Annotated in this window: 16 protein-coding genes; 12 read left to right on the forward strand and 4 right to left on the reverse strand. The window is 42.5% G+C overall.

Translation table 11 applies throughout. The features are described from left to right. The first annotated feature begins 2 nt into the window (after positions 1-2). The 5 genes from gnd (at position 3) to citC (ending at position 6306) form a co-directional block, all read left to right on the forward strand. Entirely contained in the window at positions 3-1451 is a 1449-nt protein-coding gene (gene gnd, locus CSW98_RS05230) for a decarboxylating NADP(+)-dependent phosphogluconate dehydrogenase (RefSeq protein WP_100799405.1), read from the forward strand. A gap of 397 nt (positions 1452-1848) precedes the next feature. Continuing rightward, the gene (locus CSW98_RS05235) at positions 1849-2844 is read left to right on the forward strand and encodes a Bug family tripartite tricarboxylate transporter substrate binding protein (protein ID WP_100799406.1); all 996 of its coding nucleotides are present in this window, start codon (positions 1849-1851) and stop codon (positions 2842-2844) included. A 100-nt stretch (positions 2845-2944) separates the two neighbouring features. Beyond that, on the forward strand, positions 2945-3439 hold the full coding sequence (locus tag CSW98_RS05240; RefSeq protein ID WP_100799407.1) for a tripartite tricarboxylate transporter TctB family protein: 495 nt from the start codon (positions 2945-2947) through the stop codon (positions 3437-3439). 12 nt (positions 3440-3451) lie between these two features. Further along, complete coding sequence (locus tag CSW98_RS05245) at positions 3452-4957, forward strand: tripartite tricarboxylate transporter permease (RefSeq protein WP_100799408.1); 1506 nt, start codon at positions 3452-3454, stop codon at positions 4955-4957. Between the two features lie 251 nt (positions 4958-5208). Next, a complete protein-coding gene (gene citC / locus CSW98_RS05250) occupies positions 5209-6306 on the forward strand; it encodes a [citrate (pro-3S)-lyase] ligase (protein ID WP_100799409.1) in 1098 nt (365 codons plus the stop codon). 87 nt (positions 6307-6393) lie between these two features. On the opposite strand, the gene CSW98_RS05255 is transcribed toward citC, so the two are convergent. After that, the gene (locus CSW98_RS05255; protein ID WP_100799410.1) at positions 6394-8001 is read right to left on the reverse strand and encodes a hypothetical protein; all 1608 of its coding nucleotides are present in this window, start codon (positions 7999-8001) and stop codon (positions 6394-6396) included. Between the two features lie 422 nt (positions 8002-8423). Here CSW98_RS05255 and CSW98_RS05260 point away from each other — a divergent pair, with 422 nt between their 5' ends. Continuing rightward, positions 8424-9881 carry a histidine kinase N-terminal 7TM domain-containing diguanylate cyclase gene (locus CSW98_RS05260; RefSeq protein ID WP_100799411.1) on the forward strand — a complete coding sequence of 486 codons (1458 nt, stop codon included), beginning with the start codon at positions 8424-8426 and terminating at the stop codon, positions 9879-9881. On the opposite strand, the gene CSW98_RS05265 is transcribed toward CSW98_RS05260, so the two are convergent. Beyond that, positions 9878-11194, reverse strand: coding sequence for a helix-turn-helix domain-containing protein (locus CSW98_RS05265; protein ID WP_157810335.1), 1317 nt, complete (start codon positions 11192-11194; stop codon positions 9878-9880). The two genes, CSW98_RS05260 and CSW98_RS05265, sit on opposite strands and share 4 nt — an antisense overlap. A gap of 599 nt (positions 11195-11793) precedes the next feature. Here CSW98_RS05265 and CSW98_RS05270 point away from each other — a divergent pair. Further along, positions 11794-13641, forward strand: a complete 1848-nt coding sequence (locus tag CSW98_RS05270; RefSeq protein WP_100799413.1) for a M3 family metallopeptidase — start codon at positions 11794-11796, stop codon at positions 13639-13641. Between the two features lie 353 nt (positions 13642-13994). Here CSW98_RS05270 and CSW98_RS05275 read toward each other — a convergent pair whose 3' ends face one another. After that, positions 13995-15905: a RecQ family ATP-dependent DNA helicase gene (locus tag CSW98_RS05275; RefSeq protein ID WP_100799414.1), complete on the reverse strand. Its 1911-nt coding sequence runs from the start codon at positions 15903-15905 to the stop codon at positions 13995-13997. A 78-nt stretch (positions 15906-15983) separates the two neighbouring features. Between CSW98_RS05275 and CSW98_RS05280 the strand changes: the two genes are divergently transcribed. Beyond that, positions 15984-16466 carry a GreA/GreB family elongation factor gene (locus CSW98_RS05280; RefSeq protein WP_100799415.1) on the forward strand — a complete coding sequence of 161 codons (483 nt, stop codon included), beginning with the start codon at positions 15984-15986 and terminating at the stop codon, positions 16464-16466. 68 nt (positions 16467-16534) lie between these two features. Here CSW98_RS05280 and CSW98_RS05285 read toward each other — a convergent pair whose 3' ends face one another. Continuing rightward, positions 16535-18478, reverse strand: a complete 1944-nt coding sequence (locus CSW98_RS05285) for an LTA synthase family protein (protein ID WP_100799416.1) — start codon at positions 18476-18478, stop codon at positions 16535-16537. Positions 18479-18690: 212 nt separating this feature from the next. On the opposite strand from CSW98_RS05285, the gene dmeF reads away from it, so the two are divergent. The 4 genes from dmeF to CSW98_RS05305 all read left to right on the forward strand — a co-directional run bounded on the left by dmeF (position 18691) and on the right by CSW98_RS05305 (position 21245). After that, positions 18691-19596, forward strand: coding sequence for a CDF family Co(II)/Ni(II) efflux transporter DmeF (dmeF, locus tag CSW98_RS05290; RefSeq protein ID WP_100799417.1), 906 nt, complete (start codon positions 18691-18693; stop codon positions 19594-19596). Beyond that, positions 19593-20009, forward strand: a complete 417-nt coding sequence (locus tag CSW98_RS05295) for a MarR family winged helix-turn-helix transcriptional regulator (RefSeq protein WP_100799418.1) — start codon at positions 19593-19595, stop codon at positions 20007-20009. The genes dmeF and CSW98_RS05295 overlap by 4 nt, the downstream gene beginning before the upstream one ends. Positions 20010-20090: 81 nt before the next feature. Continuing rightward, entirely contained in the window at positions 20091-20477 is a 387-nt protein-coding gene (locus tag CSW98_RS05300) for a hypothetical protein (RefSeq protein WP_157810336.1), read from the forward strand. A 123-nt stretch (positions 20478-20600) separates the two neighbouring features. Next, positions 20601-21245 (forward strand): hypothetical protein, encoded by a 645-nt coding sequence (locus tag CSW98_RS05305; protein WP_100799420.1) that lies wholly within the window; start codon positions 20601-20603, stop codon positions 21243-21245. Positions 21246-21251: the final 6 nt, after the last annotated feature.

Here is a 21251-nt window from a genome sequence, read left to right on the forward strand (position 1 = left end):
AAATGAAAGGTGATATTGGCGTAATTGGCCTGGCAGTTATGGGACAGAACCTTATCCTGAATATGAATGATCATGGTTTTAAAGTTGTCGCATTTAATCGTACTGTATCTAAAGTGGATGAGTTTTTGCAGGGTGCGGCAAAAGGCACAAATATTATTGGTGCGACATCACTGGAAGATTTGGTGGCTAAATTGGAAGCCCCGCGTAAAGTCATGCTGATGGTGCGTGCCGGTGATGTAGTGGATCACTTTATTGATGCGCTGGTGCCGTTATTGGATAAAGGCGATATTATTATTGATGGTGGTAACTCAAACTATCCGGACACTAACCGCCGTGTGGCGGCCTTGAAAGAGAAAGGTCTCTATTATATCGGTACTGGGGTTTCTGGTGGTGAAGAGGGAGCCCGTTTTGGTCCTTCGATTATGCCGGGTGGCTCTCCGGAAGCATGGCCGCATGTAAAACCGATCTTTCAGGCCATTTCGGCAAAAACGGATGCCGGAGAAGCTTGTTGTGATTGGGTGGGTAAAGATGGTGCCGGCCATTTCGTAAAGATGGTTCACAATGGTATTGAATATGGTGATATGCAGCTTATCAGCGAAGCATATCATTTTATGAAAGACGGTCTTGGGCTTTCTTATTCCGAGATGCAGGCGATTTTTCAGGAGTGGAAGTCTACAGAGCTGGATAGTTATCTGATCGATATTACGACGGACATTCTTGGCTATAAAGATGAAGACGGGGAACCCCTGGTTGAAAAAATTCTGGATACGGCTGGTCAGAAAGGAACCGGAAAATGGACGGGGATTAATGCACTGGATCTCGGAATCCCGTTGACATTGATTACGGAATCTGTTTTTGCGCGTTGTCTTTCTTCTCTTAAAGAGCAGCGAGTAGAAGCTGAAACGTTGTTTGGTAAAACCATTGTGAAAATCGAAGGGGATAAGACTGAGTGGGTTGATGCGCTGCGTCAGGCTCTACTTGCTTCTAAAATTATTTCTTATGCGCAAGGCTTTATGCTGATCCGCGAAGCATCAGAAGAAAATGATTGGTCACTGAATTACGGTAACGTTGCATTGATGTGGCGTGGGGGGTGTATTATCCGTAGTGCTTTCCTTGGTAATATTCGGGATGCGTATGAAACCAATCCGGATCTTAAATTCCTGGGGTCTGATCCGTATTTCAGAACGATTCTGGCCGATGGTATGGCCGGGTGGCGTAAAGTCGCTGCTAAATCACTGGAAATCGGTTTGCCAATGCCAACGATGACATCCGCTCTGGCATTTTTGGACGGGTATACTACCGCTCGTTTGCCAGCCAATATGTTGCAGGCTCAGCGTGATTACTTCGGTGCCCATACTTATGAACGGGTTGACAAGCCTCGTGGTCAGTTCTTCCATACTAATTGGACGGGGACAGGTGGTGATACCGCATCAACGACTTATGATGTCTGAACGGGCTTTTACGTATGTGACGTGAAAGTATTAAGGATGTCTTTGCAGCCGGTTTACCGGCTGCTTTAGTGTTAGAATTTAGTATGATAAAGGGGATGAAATTTGTTCGCTTTGTTCGGAGAAAAGTAGTAAAGTAGAAAAAGATCTCATTTCCATTTTTGCTTCAAACGTTATGTTTGCGTGTTTTGCCTGCAAGTTCCTGTCTCTTTCCCTGTTTTCGTGTTAGTTAATATTTAAAGTCATAAACGCCATTTTCAGCATTAAAGAACTAACTTTAAGAGTTTTAAATCACATTACCTACTTTAGTCTTCGTCAATAATACCTATATCAATCTGATGTTGATTCACGTGAGTCTGCGATAGATTGAATGATATCAATAACCATAATAGGTACTTCAATGAACATGAAACTAAAAAGCGTTATGATCGGTGCTGCAGTAGCTTCTATTGCAGTTATGCCTCTGAGCAGTGCGGTAGCAAAGGATTATCAGCCGCCTAAAACTCTTTCATTCGTTGCGCCATCTGGTGCTGGTGGTGGTTGGGACTTAACCATCCGTACAGTAGCGAAAACTCTGAAAGATACAGGTTTGGTTGAATCTAATATGCCTGTTACTAACCGTCCTGGTGGTGGTGGTGCAGTAAACCTTGCTTACATGCAGACTCAGAAAGGCAAAGATAATCTGATTTCAGTTTATTCACCACCGATCCTGCTAACTAACCTGACTGGTGCAAGTAAATACAGCTATGAAGATACGACTCCTCTGGCTCGTCTGATTACTGATTATGCTGCTTTTGTGGTTTCAAAAGACTCTAAATACACTTCTATTAAAGAAGTCATGGATGCACTGAAGAACGATCCTAAGAGTGTGAAGATTGGTGGTACTTCTTCTGCAGGTAGTATGGACCACATTCAGTTCCTGATGGTTGCTAAAGCGGCTGGCGTTCCAAAACTGAACCAGATTGACTACATCTCTTTCCAGGATGGCGGTGCTGTTGCTCAGGTTCTTGGTGGCCATGTTGATTTGATCTCTACTGGTCTGGGTGATGTGACTTCTCTTGTTAAGAGTGGCAACCTGCGTGCACTTGCTCAGACTGCTGACAAGCGTATCGGTGATGGTGCTGTCGCTGAAATCCCAACAGTGAAAGAACAAGGTATTGATGTAACGTTTGAAAACTGGCGTGGTCTGTTTGGTCCTAAAGATATGCCTGCATACGCGGTAACTTACTGGAATGACACACTGAAAGAGATGGTGGCAACTCCAGAGTGGGCTGAAGCACGTAAGCGTAACGGTTGGGATGATGCTTACCAGAATGGTGAAGACTTCACTAAATTCCTGGCAAAAACCAACGAACAATATAAAGAAATTCTGGCAGAAATTTTCTCTAAAAAGTAATGCGTAATTTCTTTAATTATAAGAGGGAGCAATTCCCTCTTATTTCAAATTTAAACACACATTTTAATTTATTTTATATTTAGCATAAGGAATAAATCCTATGGAAAACAAAAATGTTCGTCCTAATTGGGATGCATTTACGGGATTATTCGGGGTAGCATTTGGACTTATATATGGCTATATGACATATACAATGCCTCGTGCAGCATTCGGTAACCCTATGGATCCTCTTTATTTTCCACTTGGCGTTTCTGCCGTGTCTGTTTTAATTGGCATCCTTGTGCTAGTTAAAAGTGATTTTAAAGCAGCAGTTCTGGCTTATAAAAATCTTATTAATGAAGATGAATCCAGAAAAAATGACCGTCGTCGTATTCTATATACTTGTATTATTGCCGTTGGTTATGCTCTTGTATTTGAACACCTGGGATATATAATCAGTACATTTATGTTTATGTTCTGTATGCTGACTATTACCAGCGGAAAAAAATCCTGGATGAAAAGTATTATTATTGCACTTCTTTTCTCCGTCGGTGTTTATTTCGTATTTAACACGTTATTAAGCATTAGTCTTCCTCCACTACCATTCGGGGAATAAGGTGAGATTGTCATGACTGATATTTTAGCTAACTTAATTAATGGATTTGGCGTTGCTCTGCAACCTTACCATCTACTTCTGGTCACTGTTGGTGGTGTACTGGGTACTATCGTAGGTATGTTACCAGGCTTAGGCCCTGCAACGGGTGTAGCCGTTCTGCTACCAATGACTTTTGCAATGGGACCGACAGCGGCTCTGATCACTATGACCGGTGTTTACATTGGTGCAATGTTCGGTGGTTCCCGTAGTTCGATTCTGATTAACACTCCGGGAGACGGCGCAGCTCTGGCTGCAACATTTGACGGTTATCCCATGGCAATGCAAGGACGTGCAGAATCAGCCTTGGCAATGTCTGCTATTGCCTCTCTGATTGGTGGTACGATAGCGGCTGTGCTGATGACTCTGCTTGCGGAACCAGTCGCCAACTTTGCTCTGAAATTTGGTCCGGCAGAATACTTCCTGCTGATGGTGACTGCTCTGTCAATGACAGCTTCTATGTCTAAAGGCAATATGCTGAAAGGCTTCTTGTCGATGGTATTCGGTCTGGCTATTGCAACTATCGGTATTGATGCTCAGTCTGGTGTTGAACGCTTTACTTTTGGTAGTCTTGAACTACAAACGGGTGTTGACTTCCTGGTGGTCATTATCGGTATCTATGCTCTGGGTGAAGTATTCAAGAGCTTCCGTTCTCTGAGTGAAGGCAGTAAAAAAGCACAAACTGAGTTCAAACGAATCTGGATCAGCGGTGACGACTGGCCTCGTTGTAAATGGCCTATCCTGCGCAGTGCACCTGTTGGCTTTATTATTGGTGCTTTGCCTGGCGCCGGTGGTACAATGGCTTCACTGATGTGCTACAACAACGAGAAGCAACTGTCTAAGCGTAGCGAAGAGTTTGGTAAAGGTGCGATCGAAGGTCTTGCTGCACCTGAATCAGCAAACAATGCGGCCTCTATCGGTGCAATGATCCCAATGCTGTCACTAGGTGTACCTGGTTCTGGTACTACAGCGGTAATGATGGGGGCGCTTCTGATGCTGGGTATTCAGCCTGGTCCGCTTCTGTTTGCTCAGTATCCGGAAACTGCATGGGGTCTGATTGCAAGTATGTTTGTGGCTAACTTTATCCTTGCGGTCGTGAATATTCCTCTGGCTGGTATTCTGGTTCGTGTGCTGGCAATTCCACCTAAGATCCTATACCCAATTGTTCTGGGTCTGGCATTCATCGGTTGTTTTGCTATCAGTAACTCAGTCATCGATTTCTATATTCTGACGATTCTGGGTGTGGCTGGTGTTGTAATGAAACGTACACATATCCCAACAGCACCAATGATTTTGGCGTGTATTGTGGGTGGAACTATGGAGCAGTCGTTCCGCCAGGCATTCCGTATTTCGAACCAGGATCTGTCCATCTTTGTACATTCAACCGTGGCACAGGTACTGATTGCAATCACACTGTTGTCGGTTGGCCTGCCGATTCTGGGTATGCTGCGTAACCGTAAACAGCAGACTCAGTCTGCATAACAGTCAGTAGCTAACTGAAGAAAAAATTAAGTCAGTCTGAGGTGTATTTCAGGCTGACTTATTCGGTTTTTATGAATTTGTTTTTATAACAGTGTTGAAATGTTGCTAGACCCACACCGTGACTATGTAAAGAATAAATTCATAAACGCCATTAAGGATATTATCTCTCCCGAAGGGCATGACTTAAATCATGCTTCTTAGTCAGAATAAAGGCGATAATTTTCCAGTAAACCCATTATCGAGAAATGTAAGTGCTTATTTCATACAATTTTGAAAAGATTAAAAATGGAAATAGCAGCAAAATGGAGAAAGTGCGTGAGTTTCTGACCAGAATGGGGTTAGGAGTTGATGCTGATGTTGAGTTATTCGTTATTGCATTTAGTGGTGTTAATGTTGTCGGTTGTGCAGGGTTAGCCGGTAATACACTAAAATCAATTGCAGTCGATGATGCGCACCAGGGACATGGTTTGTCCACTAAGCTATTAACCGAAATAGTGACTCAGGCTTATGATCTGGGGCGTTATAATCTATTTATTTATACCAAGCCTGAGAATTATCAGATGTTCCGCAATGCGGGATTCTATCTGCTGACCTCGGTAAAGGACAGGGTTATCCTGCTGGAAAATAGCAAAAATCGCCTCCAGCGTTATTGTAATAAATTGGCGATGGTTCGGAAGCCTGGAGAGAAAATTGGCAGTATCGTGATGAATGCCAATCCGTTTACTTATGGGCACCGTTATCTGGTAGAACATGCCTCAAAAGAGTGTGACTGGGTACACCTGTTTGTTGTAAAAGAAGATCGTTCCTTTTTTTCTTATCTGGATCGTCTGAATATGATCCGAGCTGGTGTGGAAGAGTTTGGTAATGTTATTATTCATCCGGGGTCGGATTACATTATCTCCCGAGCGACCTTTCCGAGTTACTTCCTGAAAGATGAAGGTGTCATTAACTATTGTCATACGGCAGTTGATCTGCAGCTGTTCCGGGATTATATTGGTCCTGCATTAGGCGTGACTCATCGTTTTGTTGGTACTGAGCCTATTTGTAAAGTTACCCGCTTCTATAATCAGCAGATGCATCAGTGGCTGACAACCCCTTCTCTGGAAAGTCCTCCAATTACTCTGGTGGAAATCCCTCGCTGCGAAGAAGGGGAATTGCCGATTTCAGCCTCTCTGGTGCGTAAATTGTTGTTCCAGAATGAGTGGGATGACATCAGAAAAATTGTTCCTCCAACAACCTATGATTATCTGAGAGATTTGTTCAGCGAAGAAAGCTCGGCTTACCACGCTAAGCGTAAGCAGGCTCAGTTAAAATCCGCCTCGCCGACAGAATTGGGAATAGGAGCCTAGTCGTTAGGTTCATTTTCTGGAAAATAGATAATAAGCCTCAGCAACCAAAGTCTGCTGAGGCTTATTTTTTAATGGAAGGGACTAATTTTAATGGGTACTGTTAACGGGTCTTACAAAACCAACGCTCACATCCGTATTCCATTGTTTACCGGATATTCCTTTTATGCCTTCAAGCACAATTTCTCCCTGATATTCGCAGAAGAAGCAGTAGTCAGAGATTTTTATGCCTGATATTTTCTTATAAGCATCCGCCTGTTTTTCACCGACAGGCGTCTTTAATGTTATATTCAGAGGCATATTTTTAGCTATAACATTAATGGTCACTTTATTGGTGAATTCTGGGTCATATTTTTGGGGTAGTACAACAGCAAAGCTTGAATCGGCAATATGCTTATCTGAGAAGATTTCATCCAGCTTTCTTCTGATCACAGAAGCCCTGTCCTCTAAGTTCTTCAGATAAGGAATCAGAATTTTTTCGTCTTTAAGCTGATGGATTTTAGCCAAATTTTCTTCACTGACTCCCTCCATAACACGGCTATACTCTTCAAAAATGTCGGAAGGTACGATATTGAATTCAGTGATTGTATATACCAAATCATCCGGTTCTTTTTCTCCCAGAGTAATTCTGTTTTTGACTCTTCCCTGTGGGGACATAATGAAGTATTGTCTATATCGTTTAGGAATATATTTTTCTTTCCTAACATTACGCTTCGACCACTGTTTACAAAATATCCATCCCATACGACTGCAGTAGCTTTCTTCTTCATAGTAATACTCTGTTGATGTCCAGTTAGCCTGAAACAGAATGGAGTAGGCCTTATCTGACTGATTGTCTATGGCAAAAATGAGATTTTTTGTATAGATAGATTCATCATAACCATCGCTGACGACATTATTCTCCTGAGTTTTATATTTGCTAACATACTGACCATCTACATAGTAACTCTCGTCGACTGTCGTGTAGTAAGTATTGCTCACAGTTGGAATGTATCTACTTCCTGATTTTTCTTCTTTAATGTTAGTTAATATAGACAGTTTGTATTTTTCATTCAGGGTTTTCTTTACGATCTCTGATGCTGTTGCGCGATAGTTTTTCGGAATAAAATCAACATCGGCTATCTTATTCATTAATTCTAAGTTTTCACTATCTTCCAACAGATACTCTATTATCATTACAGATTTTGGTGTGCTCTCGTATGTCTTTATAAAGGAAAATAGAGTATCAATATCTGAATCTTTTAAATTTAGTTTTGAAAATTCATTTTCACTTTCTAAAATTAAAAGATGTTTATCGTAATCAGCTTCGGAATCAAAGATGCTATCTTCATATACCCAATAACTTCCGGATGAACCGGTTCTTATGTCACTCGTTCTCGGTTGTTTATATGTTCCAATATCAACTTTTTTAACAAACTTACCGTGCTCAGTATTACCACTGATCTCGATATATGGTCCCTTATCCAGAAGGTCAATATATAGTTTTCCTTTTCCTATTGCTTTTCCTTCAGTACATTGGCCGTCCCATTCAACTTTACCAATTTTATCTTTAGGTAGGGTATCAATGGTTAGCTGTTTAGCTGCAAGTTCATCTGGAAAATAAACTTGGCAGGGCGATTCTTTCTTTGTTTCACCAGAATATGCGTATCCACATAGAAAGGAAAAACATATCAATATAGACGTTATTTTAACAGGCATATTACTTTCTCAATAGTATGTGTCAACAAAAAATACGAATGCAATCATCAGAATGAAGAATAAAAATAGCGTCATAACTGCGAATGAGATACGTTTTAGATATTTATTTGAGACCTTTAACTCATTAATAATTTCGATTTCTAGTTCGGTTTTGGATTTTTCTAAATCTGCCATTTGTGTACCAACTGTTTGCTGTGTGTGTTCTACTGATTTCATATTTTATGAGATCATTACCCAAATACTATTGATACTGTAATTATCAGAATTTCTCAATAAAATGGCCGACTTGTACAAGTGGTTGTCGTAAATGTGCAAATGTACACAGTTTTGATATGTGATGGCTAAATACGTGAATTGTAGCTTTCCTTATCATGCAAAATTTTTTAGAGTAACCTCTCATTTTTACATGTATTGAAACGATTTTGAGCGACTTCACTTTATACAGCTACTGTCTTTTTGTAATTGCGGCAATCTGTTTTATTGTGGCAGGAAAAGCCACCAATTACATTAATCGACCTATTACAGTCTGGTTTATCGGTTTAACTCTGGGGTATGGTATTGGCGCTGGTGCATATGGACTTGAACTTACCAGCCGATCAGTAGAAGAAGCACAGCACTGGATAGATATTGAAGTAACATTTTCAGCATTTATTCCTTCCTGTATTTTGCTAATGAGTTTTACTTATCAAAAAGCGAGACAAGCACCGGCCTGGCAAATAGTGCCTTTAATCGTGTTCAGTATTATTTTTGCAATTTTGCAAAATGTGGATATTTATCATCTGGTACCACTCAAGGTAACGGGAATTCGTTATGAAGATGGGTTATCATTTAGTCAACTTAGTTTAAATTTTATCTATTATATTTATAGTTTTTTCATACATATCGTTGTCATTGTTTCTTTGATTATTTTTTATTCCCAGTGGAGAAGTTGTACTCAAGCTTTAAAACCTCAAATAGTATTAATTATGCTGGGAACAACATCTACCTGGATCTGTTATCTGTTTTTTCTTTCCGGTTGGGGGATTAATGGGTTAGATGCGGCTAGTTTTGGTTATGGTTTTTCAGCGGTTGCATTTGCTGTTGGTATTTATCGATATCAGTTTATTGATTTAATTCCAATTGCAAGAACACATATTTTCGATCAATTGAATGATGCCTATTTGATCATAGACAATAGTCGACGAGTGATAGATTATAATTTAACTGCTAAGAATCTGTTCCCAGATATAGAGATAACGACCAATATTGGTTCTATATATGAAATATACGATTTTATTGGAAATGATGGAAATGATTGGCCTAAATTGATACATCTGGATAATCAGCATTGGTATGAAATTTCCCAACAATCAATTTTGGATAAAAATGATCATTTATCCGGGTCTATTATCCGCTTTATGGATGTTACCGAAAGGGAGCTGTTGCTGGCCAGACTGAGAAAGCAGGCTGAAACTGATGATTTAACTGGATTTTCATGCCGTAGTCATATCCTTCAGCAAATGCATGAGCTAACAAATGCTTCCAGACAGAATAACAGCACGATAAGTGCTGCACTGCTTGAGATTGCCAGTCTGGAAAAGATATATGAAGAACAAGGCAGTGCTATAGCTGATATCCGCATCCAGCAATTTGCAAGGACTGTCAAAGGGATGATCGCGGAAGATGTGGCCATTGGTCGTTTAGGTGGCGGTCAGTTTTTATTGCTGTTTCCTTCCCAAACAGAGGAACGTGTTGAGATCTTGCTCGAAGAAATTATAACTAAATGTGAAAAACAATTGTTGATGAATCTGCGTTCTGCAACCGCAGAGCTGAAACTTAACGAACAATATAAATCGTTACTCCAACGGTTGTCGGTCACTCTTATGTACAGTTCCGGCTAAGTATCCTGAACCGTTTCAAAAACCGGGGAAGAGCGGTCTCCTTTCTCTAGTTTTTTTTTGAATTCACTTGGCGTTATTTTGTATTCATTCTTAAACACTCGGCTAAAGTATGCCTGATCTCTGAACCCGGATGTTAAAGCTGCCTCTTTAATGGTGGCTCCCTGCTGCATTTTTTCTACAGCCAGTTGAAACTGAAGTGAACGGATGTACTGAGTACAGGTGATGCCAAATAACTCTTTGATTTTCCGTTGTAATGAACGGGAGCTAATATACATTTTTTCGGCCAATAACTCTGTAGTTATACCACCGGTAGTAATCAGATTGGTCAGTTCTTTTTGTAGTCTGCTTGCGAATTCCTGTTCTTGTTGGTTACCCATAGACATTGTTCCTGGTATGCATTCTGGCATCGGCGGTGTCAGGGTCTGGCTCGGTAATGCCAGAGAAAGCAGATATTGTTGCAGGCGGTTTCGGTTGGCAACAATTGCGTTAAGGCGTAGTTTTAGAATATTGATATTAATCGGGTGAGAAATAAAATCGTCAGCCAGATTTTGCCAGACCTGATACTGGATTGATATATCGTTATTGTCACTGATGAGAATAAAAGGGATATATAGCGGATGACCAGACAGTTTTTGTTGGTTCATCCAGTTGATGGTTTCCCCGTCCGGCAGTATTAATGAGGAAAGAATTAGATCTGGCTCACTCTCTTCTATCTGATGTTCAAGGCCTTTTAAGCTTCCGCAAGTTACTACTCGGTAGCAATCAGAGAGTTGCTCAATTAGCCAGTTAGACAGGTCAGTATCTGCACTAAGCAGGAGCAGTAATGGTGATTCATCCGGAGCAACAGGTAAAGTACCCAGTGGAAAAACTTCACCAGGTGAAGGAAGGGTTCGATAAGAACAACAAAAGCGGATAGTTATCATCCATTGCCCAGCATCTGAAACCTGATAGTCTAATGCACCACCTAAAGATTCAGCTTTTTGCTGTAATAGCATCATTTCAACGGACATTTTGGGGGGGATGCTTTTGTCGCTAACATAAAAGGATGAAGTATTAGAAAATTGCAGGCTAAGGTGTTGAGGGCTATTCTCACTTTCCTGAATTATCAGGTAAAGAGATGTGCCTGCGGAAAAACTATGCTGATAAATGGTGCTGATTGCAAATGCAAGCCATGTTGTGTCTATATAGGCAAGCAGATCGGGACAATATTGTATTTGCAAATTGTGATTAGGAAACTCTTCAGTTAATGATTCGGAATAAGAAGAGACCCACTGATGAATTAATACGGGGTGTTCTTGTGCACTAGAGCTCATACTATCTGCTGATATTGATTTCATTTGCTCCAGAAGAGTTCGCAGCCGATATTGCGGGCTTCCTGTTTCCAGAGTTGCAGAATTATATTTTAAACAGTCTAAACCCAGACCTGCTAGGTGAGTGTTAATTATCTGAGACTGTTCAAATTTCTTTGCTAATTTGGTGTTTTTATTTTCAAAATATTTGGCTTTATCCAGTAAGTTATTTTTCTGTTGATGTATTTTTTTTCGGGATATAAACAGATAATAATTGCTAATGATACTTATACTCATTACAAGCGAGACGGTATAAAATACCAGCCAAATGTTATTTTGTAACACAAATACAATCCTTGTTGTTTTAATTTGATAGCCAGCCGACCTGAAAAAACATTAGCCTGACGAGCTAACTATTATGTCACTAACCCCCCTGAATTTCTGCATTAATATCACAATTTTCTTTCTATTTCCCTGGAAGGTTAGCGACTGCTAAGGAACCTGACTGTACAAGTGGAACAGAATAATAAATAAGAAACTGAATCTTCCTGGTTTTTTTGTTGAACTTACATTTAAAATAAGTGAATGGCCGGGTTTTTACTGAATGATTTAAGCAGGTACTTATGACAGCTACAACCTATCTGGAGGGTCTTAATAAGGACTACCTCTCTATCCATCGAACAAAAGAGGATCTCTTCTGGGAAACCTATATGGGAACCAGTGACGATCACGAGGGTTCTGCACAAGCTCAAATGGAATGGATCAACTTTTTAAGTGATCCGGATAAAATTTCAGAGATAGAACAAGTTCTTACTCAAGCAGAATCAATTATTGACCCCAAAGAGAAAGAAGAGACAATCACCGGGCTAAAAGGCTGGTTGGTCATGTTTCAGGCACATGCCATTCAAAGCGCCGAAGCTCGGGTATTGAAAGAAAAGCTGATTAAGTTTGAAGCGGATCTGTTTGAAAAGAAACAGAACCATGTAATGACTTATATGGATGAACAGGGCAACGCAGTCGAAGGTTCTCTTCCGGTACTGAGTTCGGTTATTCGTACCAATGATAATGAGGCAGTGCGTCAGTCAGCACATCTGGCATTGTTGGATCTGGAGCAGTGGTTGCTGCACAATGGCTTTCTTGAGCTGGTTAAGTTAAGAAACAAGTTCGCGCGTTCCTTCGGTTATGAGTCGTTCTTTGACTACTCTATTGTCAAAACAGAGCAGATGACGACCGATGAACTGTTCACAATTTTAGATGATTTTGAGCAACGGACCCGTGCCAGTCACCAAAACAGCCTGAAAAAGCTGGCGAAAGACAAAGGTGAGCAGGCATTGGTAGGGCATAATTTTGTCTTTTCCTTTGCCGGGGATGTGATGCGGGAGTTAGACCCGTATGTGCCGTTTTCTCAATCGCTACGCCGCTGGGTCGAGTCTTTCGGGCGTCTGAACATTGATTATTCCGGTGCTGAGCTGACCCTTGATTTGCTGGATCGTAAAGGAAAATATCAAAACGGGTTCTGTCATGGGCCCGTCCCGGCGTTTTATGATCAGGGTAAATGGGTGGCTGCGACGGTTAACTTCACCAGTAATGCTAAGCCAGATCAGGTAGGCAGTGGTTATGACGGAATCAACACTCTGTTCCACGAAGGCGGGCATGCCGCTCATTTCGCAAACGTGAAAATGAATGCCCCCTGTTTTTCACAGGAGTTTGCGCCAACGTCGATGGCTTATGCGGAAACACAATCGATGTTCTGCGATAGTCTGTTAACGGATGCTGACTGGTTAAAACAGTATGCGGTCAACGCCGAAGGACAACCCGTTTCGGATGACATTATTAAAAGCATGATTGAGAACCGTCAGCCATTTAAAGCCTATGGTGAACGAAGCATTCTGGTGGTGCCTTATTTCGAACGCGCTCTTTACCAACTGAATGACGATGAGCTGACACCGGAGCGGGTGACTCAACTTGCCCGTGATATGGAAAGAGATGTTCTGGGTCTGGCTTGCAGTCCTCGTCCGTTAATGGCGATTCCACACCTTCTTTCCGATGAATCGGCTTGCTCATATCAGGGCTATCTGCTTGCTCATATGGCGGTCTACCAGACGCGTGCGTATTTCACTGAGAAATTCGGCTTTCTGACCGATAACCCAGCAATCGGTCCGTTACTGGCGAAACATTACTGGCATAACGGAAACAGCGTGTCTCATAATCAGTCTATTGAAAGCCTGACGGGGGAAGGCTTTAATGCCAAATACCTTGCTGATGCATGTAATCTGTCTGCTGAAGAAGCGTGGGATACAGAGCAGAAGAAAATAGCCGCATTAGCTTTCCGGAACCGGGTCGACATTGAGCCGTTGAATGCAACGATAAAGGTCGTTGATGGTGACCGTGTGCTGAGCACTAATACGATTTCTGATGAGGAGATGTGTGTGACATTTGAAAGCTATATTGCGGATAAATATGGCTGTTAAACCTAGGGCGTGTTGACGTTTCAATGTCGAGCCTGTGATGACTGAAAAAGTCTTTAGTCAAGGCACGAAATACGATGTTTAGTCATCTAAATAAGTATTGAGTAACGCCGAATAAAGCTTTTTCAGCCATCACCCTTTGGGCTGAGGCTATTTTCCCTGCTAACTGCGTTAGAAATTTTGTCATTAGACCCACTAGTTACTGCAATTTCTGCCTTGTTATCAGAAAAAATCGCTCTCAGCAGGACGATATATGAAACGTCAACACGCCCTAGGATATGCTCTAGCTGACTCGGAGTCGAAAAGGGCCGCATAGCGATATTCATGACTGAGTATGGTTATGCGGCCCGCATCATCTATATTATCTCTTTTATTTTTTCATTGACCTCAGCAAAAGGGTACTTTTCCAGCTTGCCAAAGCCGTCCATTTTGCTGGCTTTTAATTTGGTACTTAACGGCGTGGTAATGCCACACAGAAAACGGCTCAGGGCTTTATCCGACAATGAAGCTTTACTAGCTTGAAGATATGGCTGTAACCATGTCGATATCTGCCGGGAATCCAAAGGCGGGAGCTCTCGTCCTGGTAGTTGAGCCACCGTGCCTGCACAGACCGAGCAGTGATGACAGTTTTTCGGGGCGTGGTTGTCGGCAAAATAACTGGCTAATGAATAGCTCAGGCATAGTTTACTCTGGAAAAACTCAATCATGGTATGAATACGGGTAATTTCACTGTGTTCTTTCTGTGCAAACAGCTCATACAGATTCGTCACCAGTTCTGATTTAGGCATCTGTGTATTGATTACCTTATATACGTCAGTGATTTGCTTGCTTTCCAGTTCAATCCAGCCTTGTTCATTGAAATAGTCGATGGCAGCGATCACCCGTTTTCTGTCAGCGTTGTAAGCCGTCCACAGAGCGTCAAAATCGACACTGTGCCAGGTTCGGGCTTTTGGTGAACACTGGAATATGGCTTCAACAAAGGCACGCCTTTCACCCTGAAAACGGTGAACAATTGTTTCTGCACTGTCGGTAAGTTTAAAGCGGTAATCGGCGAAATAACTGTATTGAGCCTGAATAATATTGTGCAGTTCTAAATACACCAACAACGTTTTCAGTGGTAACTGACGGATGTTACTGTCACGGGATAGCTGATTCAGCATCACTTCCCAACTGCCTGTACTGGCATATACCTGATCAACGACATACTCAATGGACGAGCTGTCGGGGGTATCACCGTAAATAAAATTTTCTAATACATTTAAGTTATCGGTATTGGCCAGAATCGTGCAGTCGGATGGTTGTCCGTCCCTCCCGGCGCGGCCAATTTCCTGCGAATAGTTTTCAATGGATTTGGGCAGATCGTAGTGGATAACTCTCCGAATGTCGGCTTTATCTATCCCCATACCGAAAGCAATGGTCGCTACAATGCAAGGAGCTGAGCCTTGCATAAACTGCTGTTGAATGGATTCGCGGATCTCGTTTTTTAAGCCTGCGTGATAAGCCGTGGCGCGAATGCCATTTTGCTGCAGTCTGGCGGCTATGTTTTCGGCCGTTTTCTGTAAAGTGACATAGACGATAGAGGGCGATTCGGGCGCATCCTGAATGATGGACTGCAATTTGCTGAATTTTTGGTCTTCGCTGCAGGGGATGACATTCAGTGTTAAGTTGGAGCGATAAAAGCCGGTTATCGTAATGTTCTCTTTATTTATGTCGAATTTACGGCTCATATCATCGATAACCTGAGGTGTGGCTGTCGCGGTCAGCAAGAGTACCTGAGGTATGTTCAGAAGTTTTCGGTAGTCCGGCAGTTTTAGGTAGTCAGGCCGGAAGTTGTGCCCCCATTCAGAGATGCAGTGGGCCTCATCGATAACCAGCATAGATATAGGTATCTGAGAAATAAACTGACGGAATCGTTCATTCTTCAGACGCTCCACGGAAATCATCAGTATTTTCAGTTCACCACTTCTGGCCTGCTGCATGATGCGTTGCGTGCTTTCTCTGTCCTGAGTGGAGTCAATACTGGCGGCGGAAATGCCTTTACTGTGCAGAAACTCAAGCTGATCTTTGATAAGCGCCAATAGTGGCGACACAACCAGTGTCAGATGAGGAAGATGCAGAGCCGGAAGCTGATAACAGAGGGATTTTCCGGAACCGGTCGGGAAAATCGCCGCGGCGGACTGGCCGTCTAAAATATGCTGGATCACCTCGGCCTGACCTTTGCGGAGTGTGTCAAATCCAAAGTACTGTTTTAGAGTTTGTTCAATCATTTTTCATCCTAACTATTGCCGCCACTCGTAATCAAATCTATGCTGTCTAGCCTTGCTAGCGTTTTCATTCATACTGTGATGGATAAATCCCAATTAAAACAAACAATATTAGAACAGCTTTATGCCATTCATAAGGTTGCAATAAGTGCTACCCAACGTGCGATCGATACAGCGACCGATGAAGAAACGATCCCTGAGCACAAGTATGACACACTAGCTCTTGAAGCCTCTTATCTGGCTCATGGTCAGGCGATTCGAGTTCAGGAGTGTGAAGAAGATATTCGTCAGTATCAAGCGTTAATCGTTAACGATTTTGAAGAAGGTTCGAAAATTTCACTCGGTGCGCTGGTTAAGCTGATTGATGATGGTGATAGGGAAAAGTACTTTTTCCTCGGACCTTGTGCTGGTGGTGTTACTTTTTCCTTCGATATTATCGAAGTGACTATTGTTACGCCTAAAGCGCCGTTAGGTCAGGCAATGCTGGGTAAACAAGTGGGTGATGAAGTCTGTCTTTCAATTGGTTCAAAAACAATCTGCTACGACGTTGATTTAATTATTTAACCTGAACGAATGATAAGTAGCTGCGAAGACCAAAAGGGCGATCTATAGATCGCCCTTGTTTATCTGAACTATTGCGTTCTGTAGTAGTTCTCTTTAAACGCAAGGCTTCCCCACAATGCATTGGCGTTCGCCTTACGGACAATATCTTCCGGCACTTCAGCATCCGTTAACGTATTTTCATCCTGATTATAGTGATAGGTTGAAATACCCTGTTCCGGGCGTATTACCACGACATCGTTATTTGCGGTCATCCAGCCAAAGTTTTCCCCTCGTTGCATAATGGCACGTTGCAGTGATTTCGAAACGGGTTTAGTTAGATCAAAACCAATCATAGGGTCTGATGAACTTATTCCGGCCAGCGATAACAGTGTCGGTGGAATATCAATCTGACTGACTAGTCTGTTATCTTTCTTGTGCTTCACTGGTCCACCAAATATCACCGCCGGGATATGGAAATGATCAATGGGTACGGGCAGCACACCTTTAGAGCGCGAATCATGATCCGCGATGGCGACAAATACGGTATCTTTCCAGTATTCTGACTGTTTGGCTTTTTTTACAAACTCTCCCAGCTCAAAGTCAGCGTATTTCACCGCATTTTCACGGGTCTGTTTTGGCTGGTTATAAAGCTTGATTCGACTATCCGGGAACTCAAAAGGCGTATGGTTGGATGACGAAAATACCAGGCTGAAAAATGGCTTTCCTGACTGGTGCAGCTTGGTGAACTGTTGATCTGCTTTCTGATACAGGTCGCCATCTGACGCGCCCCACGACCCGACAAAGTTAGGGTGGTCAAAGGTTGGAAAATCCTGCATATCTACAAAACCATTCCCCAGGAAAAAGCCTTTCATATTATCAAAGTGGCTTTCCCCGCCGTAAATGAACTGAGTATGGTAGCCATAGGATTTAAGCAGCTCGGCAATGGTAAAGAAATGATTCTGGCTTTTCGCCAGTTTCACCACTGAGCGAGCCGGGGTGGGTGTAAAGCCGGTCACGACTGCCTCTATACCCCGGACAGAACGGGTTCCACTCGCATACATGTTGGTAAACCCCCAGCCTTCATCCATCAACTTATCAATACTTGGTGAAAGCGGTAAGCCTCCCAGACTTTTAACATATCTTGCTCCGTGGCTTTCCAGCAAAAGAATGACGATATTCTTATATGGACTTTTTTGAGTCGCTTCATGGTAAGTCGCAGCAGGGGATTTTGGATCATCAAATGATGTTGTCGGCGGTTGCATCGAGTTTCTGACAATGTTGATGATCTCATCTTTTTTCATCTTCGGATAATAATTAAAAGCACTAACGTCTGACCCCATTTGATTAGCGGCATACAACACAGAATAAGCGGAATTTAACGTCAGATCGTTTAACATCGGGTCAGGTGAAAAAGCAACCATGGATGGGTTTAACGGGCGGTGACCTAAAGTAGAACGTGCGCCTAAGGAACCAATGGCAACAACCAGCACGGCTAAAACCGGGCGCCAGTACCATTTCGGAAAAGAAAGGTTCTGCGTGAGTTTTTTTGACCACTTCCAGCCAAACCGGACGGCTAAGATACTGGTAACCAGGCCGATAAACAGCTCCAGCTTGTAGCCAGTCCACAGCATACTGAACACTTCTTTTGGATAAATCAGATACTCGATAAATAAACGGTTTGGCCTTAAATCGTATTCCATAACGAATGGCGGAGTAGCGACTTCCATATAGACAACAAACCACAGTCCGGCGGTGATCCAAAGCCTCAGAACAATGTGCCAGAGTCGGCCGACAACAGAGTCAGACGACAGTAAGGTAGTGAGCAGGGCTGGAAAAATAAACAGAAAACAGATTGAGGCTATGTCGACGCGCAACCCGCTAACAAAGACATGAACCCAGTCACTTAAACCATGAAATCTGGGGTACATCCACAGGCTGAGTGCAATCCGGGATAGAGTAAATATCGCGAGTACCGCAAGACAACTTGCAATAATTGGGTAGGTAACCCCTAGAATTTTTTTGATCCTATCCAAGATAATTTCCTCTGTTGTTCCGTTTGATTTCGGGGATTACAACGATAAACAACGAAACTTAAGGGAAACTTAAGGGAAACTTAAGGTTGTAGAAAAATAGTTTGTTTAATATGAGGGAATAGGAGACGAGATTCATTAAGGAATTGACAATGTTTGATTATCAAACTAATCTCTATTTAGATATTTTGATAATCAAATAAAATGGTGTCGTTATGCGTTTTACCACAGATCACAATCATAACTTTGTTGCTCACAATGTGGATGGTGAAAAGAGGACAGTTTATGTACTTCTGCTGACTTTTATTACTATGAGTGTAGAAATCGTTTCCGGTACGGTATTTGGTTCTATGGCACTTCTGGCAGACGGCTGGCATATGGGAACGCATGCTGCTGCGTTTTGTATCACTCTGTTTGCCTACCGGTATGCAAAAAAACACGCTCACAGTGACCGGTTCTCTTTTGGTACCGGTAAAGTGAGTGTGCTTAGCGGGTATACCAGTGCGATTGCTTTGGGAATTGTGGCCCTGCTGATGGTGGTTGAGTCGGTGCACCGCCTGCTTAATCCTGAGACAATCCGCTTTAATGAAGCCATAATGGTGGCTGTAATTGGTTTGGTGGTGAATGTAGCCAGTATGTTCCTTTTGGACGACCATAATCATGACCACGGGCATGGCGAGGATCATCATCATTCCCATCACCACGACCACAATCTCAGAGCTGCTTATATGCATGTGCTGGCAGATGCACTGACGTCGGTACTGGCTATCGTTGCGCTGCTGTTTGGTAAATTCTACGGCTGGTACTGGCTGGATGCGTTAATGGGGATCGTGGGCGCATTGGTGATCAGCAAATGGACAATCGGGCTGATGAAACAGACGGGACCAATTCTGCTGGATGAGAATATTGATCTGGCGTACCGGGAATCCGTTGCCGAGGCACTGGCTCCGGAAGCAACGGTGAAAGATATGCATATCTGGAAGATCAGCGGTCACCATTACTCGGCAGCGATAATTATTGAATCGAACAGTAATAAGTCAGTGGATGATTATAAGCAGATGTTAGAAAAGTTTGATAAGATTTATCATCTTATAATTGAGATACATCCGGCAGAAGTATGAAAAATATACATAATCTGAATAAGGTGCTGACTGAATTCTATGACAAAATGTCATCCTGGGAACAATCGGTAGTCAGAGAAACCGGTTATTCTTTAGCTCAGATCCATACTATTGAGGTACTGGGTTCTCATGGGTCTCTGAGGATGAAAGAACTGGCAGAGAAATTGGGTATCACGACCGGAACTTTGACTGTTCAGATAGAGAAGCTTGTAAAAGCAGGGTTGATTGAACGCTGTCCTCATCCGACAGACCGGCGTGCGATTGTTGTCGCTTTGACAAATGAAGGGCTGGCTATTTACCAGCAACACAATTTATTGCATCTGGATTTAATTAAAGATCTTACTCGAAATATTTCCCGGGAGCAGGAAGATATTCTGATTGATTGTCTGGAAAAAATGATTCGGGAGTTCTGAGTATCCGGTTAATTCCAGACTTGACAGACACATTTCAGTAATGGATAGTTTATCTGACAGGATAGTTAATAAGAACTTGTAATGCATAAGAGAACCCCCCCAACAATTTGGGTAACAGGACTGATGCTGGTAGCCTTTGTGCTATCCGGTATTTCTGTTGGTGCTCCTTTAATGCCCGACCAGGTATCGGTTAGTGAGTTTTCTATGTCTGCGGCTGAACATAGTGGTGGTATTACATGCGCTTCTTCTCAGGAGCACAGTATAGCAACAGAAATCGATTGCTGTAATGATGATGTTCCTGTCACCAGCCATCAATGCTGCCCTGTCAGTTGTGCCACCGGTTTGCTGATGTCTTCTCAGACAGTCAGCCTTGTTCATCAGACGTCTACACTTATTCTTATTCCCCGGGATACAGTCAAGCATGCCAATTCGGTAGCGAGCACACTGTACCGTCCCCCGATAATCTGATCCCTCTTCAGGGCATACATAGTGCCCGGCCAATTATAATGAACACGGTACTTCCGTGAATTTGGTGTGATATGTATAAGCGAACTCTTATAGTCAGCATTTATACATTGGGAGAAAAATAGAGTGAACATTCTTAAAACCAAGTCTGTGAATATACTGACGGGTGGTGTGATTCTGCTAAGTATTTTTGTATTTACAGCAAATGCTCATGAAGGAAAGCAACATGATAAGGTCAGTTCTGAAGAACTCAGCCAGAATATCCCCGTTCTTACATGGGATGATGTTGATTTTAAACAGGCTGAAACGTTATTCCGTACAGCAGGTGGCTATGGCTGTGTGGCTTGTCATGGTCAGTTTGCTCAGGGAGGAGGTAATATCGGTGGCAACATCAGAAATCACTCATTGAGTCAAATTAATGATGCTCTTCAACATGAGCCAACGATGCAGTTACTGAATAAGGCGCTCAGCGCTGAAGACAAAAGATTATTGGCCGGATATTTACAGGCACTGGGACAAGCCCGGCTTGTTGAGTGGACCATCGATAGTGAATCGTCCTATCAAAAAGTCTCTGTAGACAAAGGAATCGTCAGCCAGTTGGTGATTCTGAATAAGACATTTGAGCCACTGGAGCTGTCTCTGGAATTTATTCGTCCCGGGCTCAGTTTATTTGTGGAACCGTACGCAACCGAAGCCATTCAATGGATGACTAAACCTGGCGTGATCCGGTTGCAGTATAAACAGAATATTCTTGATATTGATGTCAGATAATGGTCT

This window comes from Vibrio sp. HA2012 (assembly GCF_002812955.1).
In the GTDB taxonomy this organism is placed as follows: Bacteria; Pseudomonadota; Gammaproteobacteria; order Enterobacterales; family Vibrionaceae; genus Vibrio.